Source organism: Pandoraea morbifera (assembly GCF_902459575.1).
GTDB lineage: Bacteria > Pseudomonadota > Gammaproteobacteria > Burkholderiales > Burkholderiaceae > Pandoraea > Pandoraea morbifera.
In genome coordinates, this window is the sequence record NZ_CABPSD010000025.1 from 1 (window position 1) to 15,658 (window position 15,658).

The window sequence follows — 15,658 nt, forward strand, 5'->3', positions numbered from 1 at the left end:
GCATCGGACGGGTTGATGCCCAGCGTGTCGGCATCCATCCCACCTTCAAGCAACGGCGATTTCCCTGCGTTGAGCGCCCCGGTGATTTCCTTCAAGTTCTCCCGGAACTCGGCGCGCTGATCCGGTTTAAGGACGTGCGCCATCTTGAACACGACGGTCTGCATCAAGCCATTTTCGAACGTCTTGTTTGCAGCGACGTCCGCCGCCTGCGCGGCACCGAATACGTTCGCGCCGTACTGGATCACCGAAACTCCGCACTGACCATCGAGCGAGAAGCCAGGGACCAGCCAGATACGATCGGGCGGAATTTCACGTTGGCGGCCGTCCGATTCGGTGTAACGGTAATTGAGAACTCCGTTACCACGTTTGCTGATCGCGAGCCGGCGAGGATCGAGGAAGTTGAGCCCTACTACCTTGCCACCGAGCATCAGCTTCTCGGCCCGCGCATTACCCCGCAACAGCATCGAGGCGACAACTGACTCCCAAAAGACGGACGCCGTCGTGTCTGCATTCGGCTGATCATGAATAATCCAGTTGAGCGGATGCGACGACGCCGTACGCTTGCCCTTACCGGTCTTCTCGTACATCGACAGCGGCAGCGTGGAGATCGTCTCGGAGATCAGACGAACACAGCCCCACACGGCCGACAGCTGAAGCATCGATTTTTCGGTGACAGACTGCCCACTGGATGATCCAGCGGCCAGATATGCATCCCAGAACGCACCGTCTGAAAGGCCGATAGGCACGCCGAGCCAGTCCAGAACCGCGGCTTTAATCCGCCCTGGCTTCTTCGCAGTTCCTTTCATGCGATCAGAGGTTCTCTCAGGAAGTCATCGAAGTTGCCCTCATCACTGTCGCCAGCGACGGAAACGCCGACGGCCATCAGGAGAGCAACCATGTCATCAATCTTGTCGGCGGACCGCTTCCGGTCTGGCGCCATGTTCAGGTTCTGGTCCCTTCGCGCGACGAGGTTCGACGCGCACCACGTGAGGACTGGGTCGCCGCCATGGGCGACGTTCCCACCGATGTAAGCGCGCTCCAAAGCCTGCATCGCCGGGTGATACGACTTCGGCCCTTGAACAAACTCGACCAGAGGCACGTCCTTCTCAACCAAGCGGTTTACCAAGTCCGACGCGTTCCATCTGTCGTAGCCGATGTTCTGCACGTTGAATCGAGCAACCGCGTCAAGCACGGCCGCCTCGATCACTGCATAGTCGGTGACGTCCCCGTCGGTTTGCTCAATGAGGCCGGCGGTGACCCACGCCTGATACGGGACGGTTCCGCGCTCAGTTCGTTGCGATACCGCATGAGCTGGCACCCAGCGCCGCCCCCAGGTTAGGAACACATCGCCCACCCGCCAGACGAGCCGGAGAACGGTCAAGTCGCTCGTGCTGGCAAGATCGAGGCCGCCCCAGCAAGGCACACCGACCAGTGCGTCCAGATCCACCGGAGCTGAGCACTTTCCCCAGCGTCCTAAATCAATCCAAGCATCGGCAGAACTCGCGGGCCGATTCAGGCGCTTGATCTTGAATTCGGCGTGCTTCGAGGGCATTTGCCTCGCCTCGATCGCCTCTTTCCGAATCGCATTTAGCAGGTGCGGGTTCGCATCGAGCAGAGGATTTGCCTTGATCCAGACATGCTCATCGAAGTCCTCATCGGCTTTTATGCCAGCAGCCTTATCCTCTTCGTCAACCGCGTAGAAGACGACAAGGAAGTGGTCGGCCGTGGTGCCGAAGACGCCAGCAAGAAGCTTCTTTGCGAACTGCCGTATCTCGGCCCATGGGCCGGGATTGGTGTATCCCTCTGTCGTCGTATAAAGCCATAGCGGATTTCTACGCGCGCCCGCTGCCGACGTAAGAACATTCAACAGGTCGGCGGACTTGTGAGCATGAATCTCATCGAGTCCAACATGCGACGGGTTCAAGCCGTCTTGCGTGGATGCCTTTGCGTGGATCGGCTTAAAGCTGCCAAGCGTCTCTTCTCGCGAAATCGACTTCGCCCAGACTTCCAACCCGAACGCAGCGCGTAAATCACTGGTCTTCTCGACCATCTTCTTCGCGACGCCGAAGATGATTGACGCCTGGGGAAAAGTCGTCGCAGCGCTGATCACCTGCGCGCCCGGCTCATCTTCACAGCATTGGCAGTACAGCAGAATCGCCGCAGCTAAAGTTGATTTCGCATTCTTCCGCGCGACAGCGAAAAGCGCGGAAGTGAAGCGCCGACCGCCTTCTCGGTTCCGAAATCCGAACAACTGCACGACAAAGAACACGTGGGAGGCATGCAGAACGATATCCGGCGTTTCCCACTTGCCTTCAACGTGCGGCAGCTTCTCTATGAAATCGCATGCGTCGCATGCGTGCCAGTCGTCGAAAATGAATGGGTTGCCCTTCTTCTTGGCCCGCTTCAGATCGTCGAGAAATCGTTGCGCGGCTTGGCGAATCAGTTTCCCGAACTTCTTCCGCTTCTTGTCGGCGACCGCTTCCTTGGCATAGTCAGTCGCGATCTTTACGTAATCACGCACTACGCCGGCCATTGGTCGCAAACTTGTTGCCCGCAGGCTTCTCGCCGCCGATAGCCGCTTTACTGCGCGAAGCTGGGCCGCTCATGCAGAAATCAGAAAAAAGTCCCCTGAGATAGTTACCTTCAGACGCAGTGAGTGAAATGCCAGCGCTGGCCTTTTGGGTCCACATCTGCCACTCGTAGCAGACAATAGTGAATGCGTTCAAATCAACAACTTGGATCACCCCTGCTTTAACAAGCCGCGGCCCCTCCCTATTCCAGAAAGCAGCGCCAACCGCATTCAGCATTGGCGGCGGCTCAGGAAACTCCTCGACCAGATCAAATTCGATCGCCTCGGGGGCCTCCCGGTCTGGTCTATCGGTCCCGGCCAAGACCTTGAGGCTCGGAGGCTTAGGCTTCCGACCTCGCGTCATTTCAATTCCCTAAAAAAACGTTTTCTGAATTTTGACGGCGTGAAAAAATGACTCCGCGCCCGTGCCGGGAGCAAAACGATTCAAAGTTTTGACCTCCCCCCACCCGTCAAACGCGAACCACTCTCATTTGACGGGGAATTCCCGAATCCGCCGTTCTCTTTTGCCGTCTTGGCCGAGTGGCATGGCACGCACAGCGTCTGCCAGTTGCTGCCGTCGGGCGGGTTGTTGTGACTGTCGCCATCCACGTGATCGACGTGCGCTTCGCCCTTGCCTGCGACTATTCGCCCGCACGCCTGACACGTGAACCTGTCGCGCCTCAGCGTGAACTCGCGAATCGCGAGCCAGCGCTTTACACCGGTGTGCATCTCGCGGCGCGTCTGCCGACTCAGTTCCGGCAGTTCATGTCGGGCCGTCGAGGGCAACGCTGGCCTGTGCTTAGACGGTCGCGTCGGCATTACCCTGCGAGACCGCCGTAACTCGGCACAGCGTCTTCCTGCATCTCGGGTTCGGCACCATCGACCATCGCGTTCGTCAGAGCTGACAGGCTTTCAGCCAATGCGAAGTTGCTTCGCGCATGCTCTGACAGCGCATCGATGAGTGCTTCGATTTTGGCTTCGAGAGGATGCGGCATAGCGGAATAGAAAAAGCCCGCCGAAGCGGGCAAAGATCACACGTCGAGGAGACAGCGAGAAACGAAAAAGCCCGCGAGGCTCTCACCGTCGCGGGCTTTGGCTACACAAACTCCAGCCTTTCAGAAATGATACGGAAATCACGAAAAGTGTGCAGAACTATTTTGTGCAAGATTTATTGCACACTTTCTGCGGCGCGCCGAAGGACTCCACTCATCTTGTACGCACGCTCGGCGAAGCGATACATCCGATAGTAAAACGTTCGGCGCGAGATGCCCATCGCCGCGGCAATGCTTTTCACCGGGCGAAAGCCATGGTTATAGAACAATGCAAAGCAGAGTGCTTCTTCCGGCTCTTGCTCCGCGAGGCCATGGACCGCCATGTTGAAGTACGGCATCTCGGGCAACAGCTCAGCATCAGGCTCGCCAACCCCGCTCGCCTTGGGCTGAAACTGCGCCAGCAGGTTTCCCGGTACAGGCGGCGCAAAGAACTTACGAGTGCGGCACCACTGCCCGTATTGCAGGCAGAGAATGTGCAGTTGTTGGTCAGTCATTGCCTTCGGCCTCCAGCCCAAGCAGTCGGTCGCGGTATGGTGCCCATCGGTCGTACGCTGCATTGAAGAGTCCTCGCTTCTCGTCTCGTGTCAATTTGTTGCCCTGGTCGTACTCGGCGTGGCATGTGAAGCACGCTGGCACCGTCAATCTGTCCGGCGTCTTGAGCCCCATTCCCTTTCCTTCATTCCGATGCGCTGGCACCGTCGTGCGCCAGTCCCCACAACACACTCCCGGGATTTGCAGGTAGCATGGCTGCCCTGCGCAAGCGGCCAGCGCCGCCTTGTCGTGTCCCGATCGCTTCTTGCGCGACTTGCGCTTAAACGTCGTACCCGTGAACGCTGCCGCGCCGCAGAACGGGTTGAGCGCCGCCGGCGCATTACGCTTGAATCCGGTGCGCCGCATTGGCTTCTTGCGCTGGATCACTCCGTCTCATCCGTGGCTCGTTGATTGATGCGGATCTCAATTTCCGCTTCTGCACGCGTTCCGGAGCTCATGCTGCTGGTGGTAGATACCCAACACCTCGTTATAGCGACTCCCACTCCGCCAATCGTCACACCCGCCTCCGCTGCGACCGCCTGCGCGAGCAGTTCGTTTATCTGGTCGTGATCCAATTTTGCGTAGATGACCTCCTCATCGACGCGCTTACGCCGAATTGATATCGCGTTCATCGCATTTCCTCGCAGAGTTGTTGATGAGAGCGGGCATACCGGTCATACGCCTTCATCGGCCTCCACTTCGGTCGATAAGGACCGGTGGCGATGCTCGGCCTTGCCGCACGCGGTGCGATCTTTGCGCGTTGAACCGGTGCCGCCACCTGTACGGTGGCTGTCGACCGCGTGACCGCGAGCCCGAATTCGAGCCCGCGAGATTCCTGCCGGATTACGAGAAGACCTTCGTTGACGAGCTCGACCACCAACCGATTCACCAGGTTGCGCGAGACTCCACAGATATCGGCCAGCGCCTGGCGGCCGTACCACTCGCCCTTGTCCATGCCGTCCAGAATCACGTTTTTCATGCCACCTCCAGCGCCTTCTGAATCGTCTCGATTGCAGTCCCATTCGAGACCATCGCCCCCGTGAATCGAAACACCCTCCATCCTGCGAGCGACGCGGTGTTGTACTTCTCCGCGTCCGCTTGAAACCCGCTTCCACGCGTGTGACGCCCTCCCGTCCAGATGCCGCCCTCGACTTCCGCGGCGATCATCCTGTCCGGCCAAGCAAAGTCGAAGCGCCACATCCGCGGAGGGGCAAATCGGTGTTCCCGCACCGGCTCAGGAACCTTCCGTGCCCGGCAATGAAACGCAAACAGCAGTTCCAACTGGCTTTCCCGCTTAGGGCTCACTTTCCCTTCCTCCGGATGTGTTCGATGTATGCCCGCAATTCCTTGTCCTGCCTCTCCGCCGCCTCATCACCAAAGCGCCGCCTCACCCTCTCAACAAGCGCCCTCGCCGCGTTCCCGTGTCCCGCCAGCGCCGCCCGTGCGGCATCGTCGAAGTGCCGCCAGCACTCTGCTTGCTTCAAGCGATCAGCCTCGCCGGCTCAGGCATGCCGGCATACGGCAGCAGCTCGGAGACCGCCGTGCGCGTGTAGCCCACCAGTGGTGTGTCGCTACCACCAGCCATCACGGCACGGGCCAACTCGGCATTGCCAATGAGCACCGTCCCCTGTGACTGGAAGCCCGCGCGCGTATTGGTCGTTTCGGCGATCCCGATCAAGACCGGTGGATACTCGGGCACTTGGCTACGGCCTCGGTAGCCGCGGTACCGATTCACAAACTCGTTCTTCACGAACGGCCATTCGGATTCGTCCTTCGTACCCAGCGAGATCCAACCGCCCATTTCGAAGACAACTCGATGCGTCAACGCGTCATCGAAGGCGACCGACGAGTACGTGCCGACCTCACGCACGGCCTTGTCGACCTTGTGCCAGGCCAGCAAGGCGGCATCCTGCGTCGAGCCCTCCAGCATCTTCACAACGTCGGCGGGCTTCGGAAGAAACTGCCCAGCATCGGGGTTCGCGGCATGGCGTCCCAACGCATCGCGCACCGCTGCGAGATCGAAAGCCTTCATTGCGCCCCACCAGACCTGCCCAACGAAGTCCGAGTAGTCTTGGCGGTAAAAGGCGTAGACGTTGCTGATGAGCGAAAAGAACTCGACGGAATCGGTCGGTTTCATGCGTTCTCCCCTGCCATGATCCGAGCGGCCTGTGCAGCGGCGATCTCTCGGTTTCGTTGCTCAAGCAGCTCCTGCTTGTTCAAACCCGCTCCAGCGCCGCCACCCGTCAGCGGCTTCTCGTTGCGGACCCAATTGCGCCACGTTGCGTCCCAGTCGGTCTTCCGCCCTTGCTGTCCGGATTTCGCTGTCCAGTAGTCACGGAACTTGTCCGCTACACGACGAACGTGGTCGGCGGTCCAGGTCGGCTGCTCTTGCAGTGCCCAATCGCCCAGCGCTTTGGTGAGAATCCAGTTTTCGGGTAAGCGCGTTCCGCGCGCACCACTGTTCCTTCCCTGTTCATTACTGTTAACTACTGTTACGGGTACCGAATTTGGGACTGTTTCCGGTGAAATTTGGGACTGTTTCGAGTCGGAATTGGGACTGTTTGAGGGGGAATTCGGTACTGTTCCGTTTTCGGAACCGTTCCGTTTTTGGAACCGTTCCGATTTCGGGTTGCTTTGGCTGCGAGGGCCCACCTTTACCTCAACGCCTCGCTCGACGTTGATTTGGTACACGACGATCTGCCTGGTGCGTCCAGTGCGCTCGCCCGTGTCCGTAATCCACCCGGCATCCTTCAAGCGATCGATGTTGGCCAAGACGGTCTTGCGATCCTGCTCGGTCCAAGCGATGAGGGTGTCGATGCTCGGGAACGATACGAAGTCTTCGCTGGCGAAGTCTGCGAGCGCCATCAGAACCGATTTTGTTGGGCCTTTCCCCACCTTTTGGTGGCGCGCCCAGGTGATTGCGTCAAGGCTCATTCCGACGCCCCGACTTTCACGCGGAACAGCGTCAAGCCACGGCGAATCGGATTGGCCTCGATGTAGCCGGCCGCCTCCAGCGCCTTGATTGAGTCGCGCACTGCCGATTCCGACATGCCGCAGTCACGCGCCAGGCGGCTGACCTTCGGCGACGATTCGCCCGTCGACATGACCGCGTGGTGGCTCAACGCCAACAGCACGATCTTCTCGGTGTGGCGCAGCTCGACGCCCCACGCTTGATTGACTCGATGTGCACTCATGGGGGCTCCTCAGTGGTCGCACGGCATCTCGCCGTTCGGCTGGCGCACAGCGCCACAGCTAATGCAGATGTTGGCAGTTATCCCGATATCGGGACCAAAGCTCGCGCGGGCGAGACGTGAATAGAACTCCGACTGGGCGTCGACGGGCGGTGACGAAGTACCGTCGGCAACTTCTGACTTGATGGCTTTCTCGCTCACTTCGCCGCGCCCTCCAGCCCGATGGGGGCTTCACCGGTGGTCCACATTGCCATCTCGACTGCGCCAACTAACGACTTCTTCACCGAAATGTCGTTGATCAGGCTGTTGTGCAAACGTGGCAGCTCACCTGGGTCAATGCCGTCCAGCAGGTCGGTAGCGTCGGATTCCGTCCTGTGATTCGCATGAACAATCGACTGCACGATCTGCTGCGGACTGAGTTCGTCGCTATCGAAGAGCGTGCGCACACGAACCGATACGTCTACCGGCGCAAGCCAGGCGTTCAGGTATGACAGGCGAATGTCTGCCGGCATGGCGGCCAAGATCGAGCGCTCGAAGTTCGCCGGCAGCAGGTTCGTGTCTTTCGTCCGGTCATCCAGCCACCGGAAAATCCGATCCGCCGCGTTCTTCGCAGCGGTGAACGCGTCGCCGGACATGTCGAACTCAAGTCGCGGCAGCGCATCACCGCCCCACGCTCTGTGAGCCTCAACGATTTGCAGAGCAACGGTCTCGCGGCTGCCCGCGCGCTGGCGCCACGCGTCGACGTGATCCGACAGGATGGCAAGCTTCGTTTTGTGCGATTCGTTTCGCATGTATTTCTCTCCTCGTGCGCCTACAGTGATACGCATGCAACCACTACTCAAATCTGGCGAGTCCCCCGACGGTGCTAAGCTGTGCGCTCTTCACTTCGTACAACTCAACATCCATCGAGGGACTCATGGACTTCAAATTCTTGTCGGCTTACCATCCGTTCGACGCAGCGCCGAACAAACTTCGTGTCGAACTTGCCATCGTCTTGTCGGAAGACACCGCCATGGAGGAAGCCCAAATAACGGTGTTCATCGAACCATCAGACGTCAAAGAAGTTTCAATCTCCGAAATCGAGCGACTGGCCGTTATTCGGGCGAAAGAACTACTAGGGGTCTAACCTCGCCAGTTCAATCCGCCCTGCCGGACATCCGCATCACTGCAACTGAACTCCCGCGAGATCGACTCCAGCGTCGTAACGACGATCTCGCGGCCATACTTCTTTGCCAGGTATCGCCACAGCGAGATTTCAAGCGATTCCGGCATCACCACGCCGTCAATCTGAATCGAGGCGCCGGCGTACTCGACTTGTGCGGTACCGGCGATCGCCAACGTGAGCGAAACAGCCGCCTGATCGCCGGCTACCACCCGAGTTGTCACGCTTTGCACGCGCGGAATTCGCACGCCATCAACGTCCACGTGACCGCGACCGGCGCCGTCGACTTCGATACTTACCTTCGAGGTGTTGGTCATTCCGATTCCTTTTTTTCGGCCAAAAGACGGTTCAAATTTCGATGGAGGGTTTCTTGGAAGTGCTCCATCGTCGCTTGCCGGATGAGCGCCCGCCTGACCTCACGCCGCGGATTCATGGTCTTCAAGCGCAATTTGCCGTTGATGCACTCGAACCGGCTTTTGCGCTTCGCCTCACGCACATCGCGAGGCAGTTGCCTCTCGACTTCGCGCTTTTTCTGTTCCCACCACTCGCTGAGCTCAGTCATTTGGTCTTCACCAGGCTTCGATGGAATTCATCTTTGAGAAAAGTTCCGACCATGCGCCAGAATTCGTCCTTGGACTTCTCCAGCTCGTCGATCAGCGTCCATTCCTTGCTGTCTTCGAACATCGTTTCGCTGAACGTGATCGCCAAGGCTCGCGCCAGCATTGACGCGCGGATCGTCGAGATGCCGTCAATCCGGGTGCACTTCATGCCACTTGGCAGCGCAACCGGAGGAGCGTGCACCCCAAGCGCCGCCCAGATCCGGTCGAATTCGCGGGAGACCGTAAATAGCGCATTGCGGAGGGTGCCGTTCATGTTGATCGGTTCTTTCACTTGCTCTCTCCAGTAGCGCCGCCGGCCAGCTCGGGCCAATAGAACATCCAGTCTTTGCAAAGCAGTGTCCGAGATACCCCAGATCTGTCTTCGAATGCCTTGGCGTATTTCGCGGGAACCGACCCACTCCGAACCCACTGCTGCACGGTTTGGTAGTTGCGAACTCCCAACACCTTTGCGGCGGACACCGGGCCACCCAAGTTGTTGATCGCGCGGGAGATGTTGTGAGCATTGGTCATGGGCAAATCCTAATACAAGAAAAACTAGCATGCAAGATTTTCCTGCAATGACACAAGGTCGTCTTGTGTTTACCCTCGCGCGCATGAACTCAATTCATGCCCGCATCAAAGCTCTTCGCGAAAAGCTGTCAATTTCGATGGAGACGCTCGCCTCTACGGTCGGCGTGTCATGGCAGACGGTTCAGCAGTGGGAGAACGGCAAGACGGCACCACAACGCAAGCGACTGCAGGCCGTCGCGGACGCGCTGCATACAACGGTTGATTTTCTGATGACTGGCGGAGAGGCCACTGCAGGAGATCAGGAGTTCGTGACGATCAAGCGGCTTGATGTCAAGCTGTCTGCGGGCCACGGCCATGTGGTTGAAAGCGAAGACGAAAAGAGCCGCCTGTCGTTTCGTGCCGACTTTCTTAGATCGGCTGGCGCCACGCCAGATAGCGCGGTCTCCGTGACAGTGAAGGGCGATAGCATGGAGCCGCTTATTCCAGACGGTTCTACGATCCTCGTGAATCGATCCGATACGACTGTCGTGAACGGAAAGGTCTACGCAATTCGCCAGGACGGAAAATTGCTGGTCAAGCGCTTATATAAGGTAAGGGGCGGAGGGTTCGTGGCACGCTCCGAAAATACAAGTGGCGCCTACTCCGATATCCCACTCGATAGTGATCATCCTGATTTTGACATTCTCGGGCGGGCGTTCTGGGTGGGCTTCAAACTCTGATGCGCGCGTGAGCGGTCGAAATCGGATGTTGTCCAACTTCTTACGGGGTGCACAATGTCCGCAGTTGATTCGCAAGGCCAGCCGCTCAATCTGGCATTTCGGTCGCAAGCCGTCGCTGAACGGAAAATCGACGAGCTCATAGGCATCGTCAAAGGCGTCATTGCTGACGGCGAGATCTCACACTCAGAGGCCGAGTTTGTTCTCAAATGGCTCGACAGCAATCGTGACGTCGCTACACAATGGCCGGCGAACGTGCTCTACCCTCGGCTCGAACAGGCGCTTTCCGATGGGTTTCTAGATAGCAGCGAGGAAGGCGAGCTTCTGAGGCTTATGCTCTCAACGGTTGGCGGCAACTCTTCACAGAACGCGGGCGAATCGTCAAACTCTACGTCCTTGCCGGTCACTAACCCGCCACCTGAGATTGAATTCCAAGGCCGTACATTCTGTTTTACCGGAAAGTTCTATTCGGGCACGCGCGACTGGTGCCATACCCAAGTAAGCGCTCGCGGGGGCCTACCGACTGACGGTATCACGAAGAAGCTGAACTACTTGGTAATTGGCGAAATCGGATCGCGAGACTGGCTGCATTCGACATACGGAACGAAAATAAAAAAGGCGGTTGAATACGCCACGAGCGGAGTTCCTATAGTCATCGTCACTGAGCAGCACTGGGCAGACCACATCTAAGTCCATCAAGCATTTCATCAACGGTCCGCAGCGCGGGCCGTTTTTGTTTGAGCTATCGATAATCGATTAGCGATCCAAATTTCGCATCGACACGCATACTAGTTTTTCTTGCATGCTAGTTTTTCTTGTGCAATTATTCGTCTCAACGCAGCACACATCGCTGCCCGCCCGCAGGTCGGGGCGCTCCTTAAAAACTCAGTTACCGATAGAACACGCCGATGGCGTCCGCTCTTCGCGGGCGCGGCTAGGCGCAGGGCGGAACCCTCTACCCCTGAGACACAAGACCGGAGGCTATCCAAGCGCCGCCTGGCTGCTTCGTGCGGCTATAGAACGTCGCTTGGATTGAAGAGATGCAGCGCCGCCGTGAGCCGGCTCAGCCGGGAGTAGCACGGGGCTCTGCATCCACACATGATGTATCTGAGGCGGCTTTCTTCCGAGAGCTGCGCCATATACATGAGGAGGAACCATGTCGATTGATTTGGCGCTGTTCTGCGCCCACTCGGACGATCCGCGCACCGACCTTCACAAACCGTGGTTCGACGCAGGATGGATTGCCGCAACGGACGGCGCAGTGATGGTCGCGTTGAACGCCGTCGAAGCAGGGGAAACGCCGCGCGCAATCGAGAAGCGGCTCGGAAGCGTGGCCCGCTTCATCGAAGCAACTGCTGAGCAGCTTGATGCCCACGAAATTCACTTCCCGGGCGGACCGCGTAACAAATGTGAGGCTTGCAATGGCGCCGGCTACGAACTCAGCATCAAATGCAAAGCCTGTGATGGCGAAGGGGAGTTCTCACACTGCAACCACACGTACGCATGCAAGTCGTGCGATGGGGAAGGGTTTCACTTCTTTGCCGCTTCGGCTACGCAGGCGGGCGCAGTGCGATGCCAGGAGTGCAACGGATTCGGGGAAGAGAGCCGCCCTGTACAGATCGGAGCGGGTTGGTTTCAGGAAAAGTACCTCCGCCGTATCGCTGACCTACCCGATGTTCAGTTCTTTCCGTCAGTGGATCCAACGCAGATGGCGAAGTTTGTCTTCGACGGCGGCATCGGGTTTCTGATGCCGTATCGCCACGCTTAGACACCTCCCCGGAGAGGGAACGCCCCCGATGATGCAGGCGTGACCGCCGCGAGAGTGCGGCACCTGAATTCAAGTTTCTGCTGCCGGGCTGACAACCAACTGTCTATAAAACAGCAAACAAACGACGAGTCGGCTTAGTCGTTGCGGGAGCCATCCCTGTAATGAGGCGCAAACGCTGATGCGCGAGACGATGGCTGTGCGGCGTCCCGGTTTCGACTTGGGCGTTCGGACATGCGTGACGGCCCGGAGAGACGGGCACCTTCAAGTGAGCAGACCCGCGTCGGCGCGGCGACGTTAAATAGCCCGTACACCGTCCCCCGGTTGCTGGAAGGGTCTGCTCTCTTGAGGGTGAATGAACACGCCCGTGCACGGGGGCTTGATAGCCGGAGATCAGCGCTGGCCACTCTCTTCACCGATTCAAATCTCATGCCATTACTACTGATTTTGCTGCCGCTCCTTTGGGCGCGAGCGGCGGCTTATCCGCGTCTGTGGCGAGCGCCGCTCAGACGCCTTCGACGAACGCGCAACACGGCCGTGCCGATGGATTACGGCTAGGTGCACATCTCTCGCGCCCGCTTAACGCAGCAGAGCGAGCCTGACCGCTCACAGGCCCATGACGGACATGGTTAAAGCCGTAGCCCCGGTGTTTTGCCGGGGCTTTCCCTTCTCCCCTTTCGAGGTTTCCCCATGAGGCTCGCTGCAGTCGTGATTTCGCTCGCCCTTCTTCTGTCCGCCTGCACTGACGCCAGCACCGCACAGCGCGTCCTCGAAGGCGCAGGCTACACCAACGTTCACCTCACTGGCTATGAGTGGGCAGCCTGTAGCAAGGACGACACCTACTCCACTGGCTTTACTGCGACGGGCCCGACAGGTCGGCGCGTCAGTGGCGCCGTCTGCTCGAGTTGGATGTTCAAGAACGCAACAATTCGCCTCGACTGAGGAGATCAACATGTTTGCAACTGAGATTCGCCAATACCAAAACGGCTGGTGCGACGCCATGCGCGGCGCGCCTTGCCAGTCCAATGAACTCGCGTACCGGCTCGGGTATCGCGACGCGACCAACTGAGGCACCGATGATTGATCGACTCCTCATCTCGACGGTCAACGGCGCCGACCGGTGGATCCGTCGGCACCCGAAAGCGGCCTGGGCGATTTGGGGCGTAATGCTCGTCTCCTGCCTCTATGTGAGGTGGCGGTCCGGCGTATGAGGTCAGCCGCAAAAAGAGCGGCAGCCGTCCGCGCGTGGAAAGAGCTACGCCCGCTTATGAATTACCAGCCGTCCCGGACTCCTCCCCGCTCTGGCTCACCGCGTTGCCGTGAGGACTTCGAAGCCAAGCAGGCGCGTCGCGATGCCCTCGAAAAGCACGCGGCCATCCTCCTCGCGGCCCTTGCTTTCTACATCAGGGCCGACGCCGAACGCGGCGACTGACCGCCGCCAACCTCTCACGAAAGGAATCAGACATGTGGTTTCGCAATCTCCAGATTTTCCGCATCAGTGAGTGGACGCTCAGCAACGAGCGTCTTCTCGAACGACTTCAACAGAATGCCTTCCGCGATCCCTCGGCGATGGAAATGCACACGGCCGGATGGTGTGCATCGAGAGATGGCGAGGATCTCGCTCACATTGTCAATCGCCAGATCCTGCTGGTGTACCGCACGGAGAAGAAGCTACTTCCGGCTTCGGTGGTTAACCAGGTGACCCGAGCGAAAGCCGTCGACCTCGAGGAGCAACAGGGCTTCAAGCCTGGGCGCAAGCAGATGCGCGAGCTCAGGGAGCAGGTCATCGACGAATTGATGCCGCGAGCCTTCGGCATACGGCGCGATACTCGCCTCTGGGTCGACCCTGCGAACCGCTGGCTGATCGTGGATGCCGCCTCCACTGCGAAGGCGCACGATGCCATCGGCTTCTTGCTCAAGACGATCGACATCGGCATCGCCAACGTGCAACTGAACGAAGCGCCTGTTGCGGTCATGACCTCGTGGCTTGCCGCAAACGAGTCGCCAGCCGGGTTCAGCATCGATCAAGACGTTGAACTGCGGTCGAACGCCAACGAGAAAGCCGCAGTGCGTTACGTTCACCTCCCGCTCGACGGCGATGATATCCGCCGGCACATCCAGTCGGGGAAGCGCTCTACTCGACTCGCGATGACATGGAACGACCGAATCTCGTTTGTGCTGACCGATGCATTCACCATCAAGCGCGTGACTCCTCTCGACATTCTCAAAGAAGCCGCAGACCCGACGGCCGAGAGCGAGGCCGAGAGGTTCGACGCGGATTTCCTGCTCATGGCCGGCGAACTTTTGCGCCTGATCAGCGACTTGATCGAAGCCGTTGGGGGCGAGCGTACGGACGAACATCCGAAGCTCTGCTGACCCGGCAAAACCCACTCCCCATACGGCGGACACCCTTCCAAGGGATTCCGAGAACACATCCGTACCGCCGTCGACCGCGAACGAGGAATGAAATGACCGCTGTCCCGTCCTTCAAACAGAAGATCAACGACAAGGAAATCCGGCGCGCGGATGCGATGAAGATCCGCTACGAGGATATCCACGTCGAACCTGGCTTCAACCTTCGCGCCTCGCTCGATCTTCTGGAAGGCGAGGCACTGGAAGCTGCCAAAGAAGATGACGAAAGCCTATTCCGCCACATCATGGCGGGCGGCCAGTACCCGGCGCTCGAAGTTCGGCCCCGCGCCGATGGTGGCGTCTGGCTTGTCGACGGGCACCGCAGGCATGCGGCCATCGGCCGCGCCGACAAGGCGGGTGCTCCGCTTCGCGACAAGACTGGCGAGTTGATGGTGCGGATTGAGGCGTTCGACGGAAACGATGCCGATCGCACGCTTCGCATTCTTTCGAGTGCCCGCGGCCGGCATCTTCACCCGCTCGAACAGGCGTTCGGCTATCAGCGATTGAGCCGCTTCGGCTGGGACAACGCACGCATCGCCGAGGCTAACCGCGTCTCGCCTCAATGGGTTGGAAAGATGCTCCTGCTGGCCGGGGCAAACTCAGACGTTCATCGTCTGGTGTTTGCCGGCAAGGCAGCTGCGTCTGTCGCGGCAGAGGCGGTGCGGATGCACGGCGAACAGGCCGGGGCCTTCCTCGCAGGCGAGTTGGAGAAGGCCGCAGTCGGCGGAAAGACGAAAGTCACGAGTAGTTCGGTCCGATCAAAAGCGCCGCCCCGTAAGGCGGTAACTGCCTTCGTATCGCGGGTCGGCTCCTTCGTGACCTCCTTGGGGCCCGGAACCATTACAGCGCTAACCACTAGCGAAAGTGACTTTCCAGTCACCGTGAGTTCGCTTGCCTTGCGCGAACTGCTCGCCGCTCACGCCGAACTCGGCGTTGCCACGGCGCCCCAATCCCCCTCCGAAGGAAGCTGAAATGCGTATCCCTGTGCCGGCGTTCATCGTCGACGCCATTATTGCGCGCGCACAGCGCACGCCATACTTTGACCTCGCGGGTTACATGCAGCGCTGGTGGATCAAGAAGCCACGTGGCCACGACGCGGACGTCGCCGAAAATGGGCGTCGCGATACCAG

24 protein-coding genes are annotated in these 15,658 nt (G+C 59.1%); 6 read left to right on the top strand and 18 right to left on the bottom strand.

Features of this window, described 5'->3' with window-relative positions:
* The 14 genes from PMO31116_RS23035 to PMO31116_RS23105 form a co-directional block, all read right to left on the bottom strand.
* On the bottom strand, positions 1-806 hold an 806-nt coding region (locus PMO31116_RS23035), incomplete at its 3' end, for a phage portal protein (protein ID WP_150568740.1).
* Positions 803-2,533, bottom strand: coding sequence for a terminase large subunit (locus PMO31116_RS23040; RefSeq protein WP_217424775.1), 1,731 nt, complete (start codon positions 2,531-2,533; stop codon positions 803-805). The genes PMO31116_RS23040 and PMO31116_RS23035, both read right to left, overlap by 4 nt.
* Positions 2,514-2,891, bottom strand: a complete 378-nt coding sequence (locus PMO31116_RS23045; RefSeq protein WP_174971749.1) for a hypothetical protein — start codon at positions 2,889-2,891, stop codon at positions 2,514-2,516. The genes PMO31116_RS23040 and PMO31116_RS23045 overlap by 20 nt, the downstream gene beginning before the upstream one ends.
* A 122-nt stretch (positions 2,892-3,013) precedes the next feature.
* Positions 3,014-3,388, bottom strand: coding sequence for an HNH endonuclease (locus tag PMO31116_RS24495; protein ID WP_150568742.1), 375 nt, complete (start codon positions 3,386-3,388; stop codon positions 3,014-3,016).
* Positions 3,388-3,564, bottom strand: coding sequence for a hypothetical protein (locus tag PMO31116_RS23055; RefSeq protein ID WP_174971752.1), 177 nt, complete (start codon positions 3,562-3,564; stop codon positions 3,388-3,390). Before PMO31116_RS23055 ends, PMO31116_RS24495 begins: the two co-directional genes overlap by 1 nt.
* A 173-nt stretch (positions 3,565-3,737) precedes the next feature.
* On the bottom strand, positions 3,738-4,115 hold the full coding sequence (locus tag PMO31116_RS23060; RefSeq protein WP_150568744.1) for a hypothetical protein: 378 nt from the start codon (positions 4,113-4,115) through the stop codon (positions 3,738-3,740).
* Positions 4,108-4,539 carry a nuclease domain-containing protein gene (locus PMO31116_RS23065; RefSeq protein WP_246185451.1) on the bottom strand — a complete coding sequence of 144 codons (432 nt, stop codon included), beginning with the start codon at positions 4,537-4,539 and terminating at the stop codon, positions 4,108-4,110. The genes PMO31116_RS23060 and PMO31116_RS23065 overlap by 8 nt, the downstream gene beginning before the upstream one ends.
* Positions 4,536-4,784 (bottom strand): hypothetical protein, encoded by a 249-nt coding sequence (locus PMO31116_RS23070; protein WP_150568745.1) that lies wholly within the window; start codon positions 4,782-4,784, stop codon positions 4,536-4,538. The genes PMO31116_RS23065 and PMO31116_RS23070 overlap by 4 nt, the downstream gene beginning before the upstream one ends.
* Positions 4,781-5,131, bottom strand: a complete 351-nt coding sequence (locus PMO31116_RS23075; protein ID WP_150568746.1) for a hypothetical protein — start codon at positions 5,129-5,131, stop codon at positions 4,781-4,783. The genes PMO31116_RS23070 and PMO31116_RS23075 overlap by 4 nt, the downstream gene beginning before the upstream one ends.
* On the bottom strand, positions 5,128-5,433 hold the full coding sequence (locus PMO31116_RS23080) for a hypothetical protein (RefSeq protein ID WP_174971755.1): 306 nt from the start codon (positions 5,431-5,433) through the stop codon (positions 5,128-5,130). The genes PMO31116_RS23075 and PMO31116_RS23080 overlap by 4 nt, the downstream gene beginning before the upstream one ends.
* 199 nt (positions 5,434-5,632) lie before the next feature.
* The gene (locus PMO31116_RS23090) at positions 5,633-6,289 is read right to left on the bottom strand and encodes a DUF6475 domain-containing protein (protein WP_150568748.1); all 657 of its coding nucleotides are present in this window, start codon (positions 6,287-6,289) and stop codon (positions 5,633-5,635) included.
* Positions 6,286-7,086, bottom strand: coding sequence for a helix-turn-helix domain-containing protein (locus PMO31116_RS23095; protein WP_150568749.1), 801 nt, complete (start codon positions 7,084-7,086; stop codon positions 6,286-6,288). Before PMO31116_RS23095 ends, PMO31116_RS23090 begins: the two co-directional genes overlap by 4 nt.
* Positions 7,083-7,346 (bottom strand): helix-turn-helix domain-containing protein, encoded by a 264-nt coding sequence (locus PMO31116_RS23100; protein WP_150568750.1) that lies wholly within the window; start codon positions 7,344-7,346, stop codon positions 7,083-7,085. The genes PMO31116_RS23095 and PMO31116_RS23100 overlap by 4 nt, the downstream gene beginning before the upstream one ends.
* A gap of 194 nt (positions 7,347-7,540) precedes the next feature.
* Positions 7,541-8,134, bottom strand: a complete 594-nt coding sequence (locus tag PMO31116_RS23105; RefSeq protein WP_150568751.1) for a hypothetical protein — start codon at positions 8,132-8,134, stop codon at positions 7,541-7,543.
* A 125-nt stretch (positions 8,135-8,259) separates the two neighbouring features.
* Here PMO31116_RS23105 and PMO31116_RS23110 point away from each other — a divergent pair, with 125 nt between their 5' ends.
* Positions 8,260-8,469 carry a hypothetical protein gene (locus PMO31116_RS23110; RefSeq protein ID WP_150568752.1) on the top strand — a complete coding sequence of 70 codons (210 nt, stop codon included), beginning with the start codon at positions 8,260-8,262 and terminating at the stop codon, positions 8,467-8,469.
* Here the strand turns inward: PMO31116_RS23110 and PMO31116_RS24190 are convergent.
* From PMO31116_RS24190 to PMO31116_RS23130, 4 genes are read right to left on the bottom strand one after another with little or no spacing between them, the layout of a single operon-like run.
* Positions 8,466-8,822: a hypothetical protein gene (locus PMO31116_RS24190; protein ID WP_246185452.1), complete on the bottom strand. Its 357-nt coding sequence runs from the start codon at positions 8,820-8,822 to the stop codon at positions 8,466-8,468. The two genes, PMO31116_RS23110 and PMO31116_RS24190, sit on opposite strands and share 4 nt — an antisense overlap.
* Positions 8,819-9,067 carry a hypothetical protein gene (locus PMO31116_RS23120; RefSeq protein ID WP_150568753.1) on the bottom strand — a complete coding sequence of 83 codons (249 nt, stop codon included), beginning with the start codon at positions 9,065-9,067 and terminating at the stop codon, positions 8,819-8,821. The genes PMO31116_RS24190 and PMO31116_RS23120 overlap by 4 nt, the downstream gene beginning before the upstream one ends.
* A complete protein-coding gene (locus tag PMO31116_RS23125; protein ID WP_125899281.1) occupies positions 9,064-9,396 on the bottom strand; it encodes a hypothetical protein in 333 nt (110 codons plus the stop codon). Before PMO31116_RS23125 ends, PMO31116_RS23120 begins: the two co-directional genes overlap by 4 nt.
* Positions 9,393-9,635, bottom strand: a complete 243-nt coding sequence (locus PMO31116_RS23130; protein WP_125899282.1) for a helix-turn-helix domain-containing protein — start codon at positions 9,633-9,635, stop codon at positions 9,393-9,395. Before PMO31116_RS23130 ends, PMO31116_RS23125 begins: the two co-directional genes overlap by 4 nt.
* Before the next feature lie 29 nt (positions 9,636-9,664).
* Between PMO31116_RS23130 and PMO31116_RS23135 the strand changes: the two genes are divergently transcribed.
* The 5 genes from PMO31116_RS23135 (at position 9,665) to PMO31116_RS23160 (ending at position 15,499) form a co-directional block, all read left to right on the top strand.
* Complete coding sequence (locus PMO31116_RS23135) at positions 9,665-10,354, top strand: XRE family transcriptional regulator (RefSeq protein ID WP_125899283.1); 690 nt, start codon at positions 9,665-9,667, stop codon at positions 10,352-10,354.
* Between the two features lie 54 nt (positions 10,355-10,408).
* The gene (locus PMO31116_RS23140; protein ID WP_150568754.1) at positions 10,409-11,041 is read left to right on the top strand and encodes a BRCT domain-containing protein; all 633 of its coding nucleotides are present in this window, start codon (positions 10,409-10,411) and stop codon (positions 11,039-11,041) included.
* A gap of 466 nt (positions 11,042-11,507) precedes the next feature.
* On the top strand, positions 11,508-12,119 hold the full coding sequence (locus tag PMO31116_RS23145; protein WP_150568755.1) for a thioredoxin domain-containing protein: 612 nt from the start codon (positions 11,508-11,510) through the stop codon (positions 12,117-12,119).
* A gap of 1,461 nt (positions 12,120-13,580) precedes the next feature.
* Positions 13,581-14,492, top strand: a complete 912-nt coding sequence (locus PMO31116_RS23155) for a recombination-associated protein RdgC (protein ID WP_150568757.1) — start codon at positions 13,581-13,583, stop codon at positions 14,490-14,492.
* 92 nt (positions 14,493-14,584) lie between these two features.
* Positions 14,585-15,499 carry a ParB/RepB/Spo0J family partition protein gene (locus tag PMO31116_RS23160; protein ID WP_150568758.1) on the top strand — a complete coding sequence of 305 codons (915 nt, stop codon included), beginning with the start codon at positions 14,585-14,587 and terminating at the stop codon, positions 15,497-15,499.
* Positions 15,500-15,658: the final 159 nt, after the last annotated feature.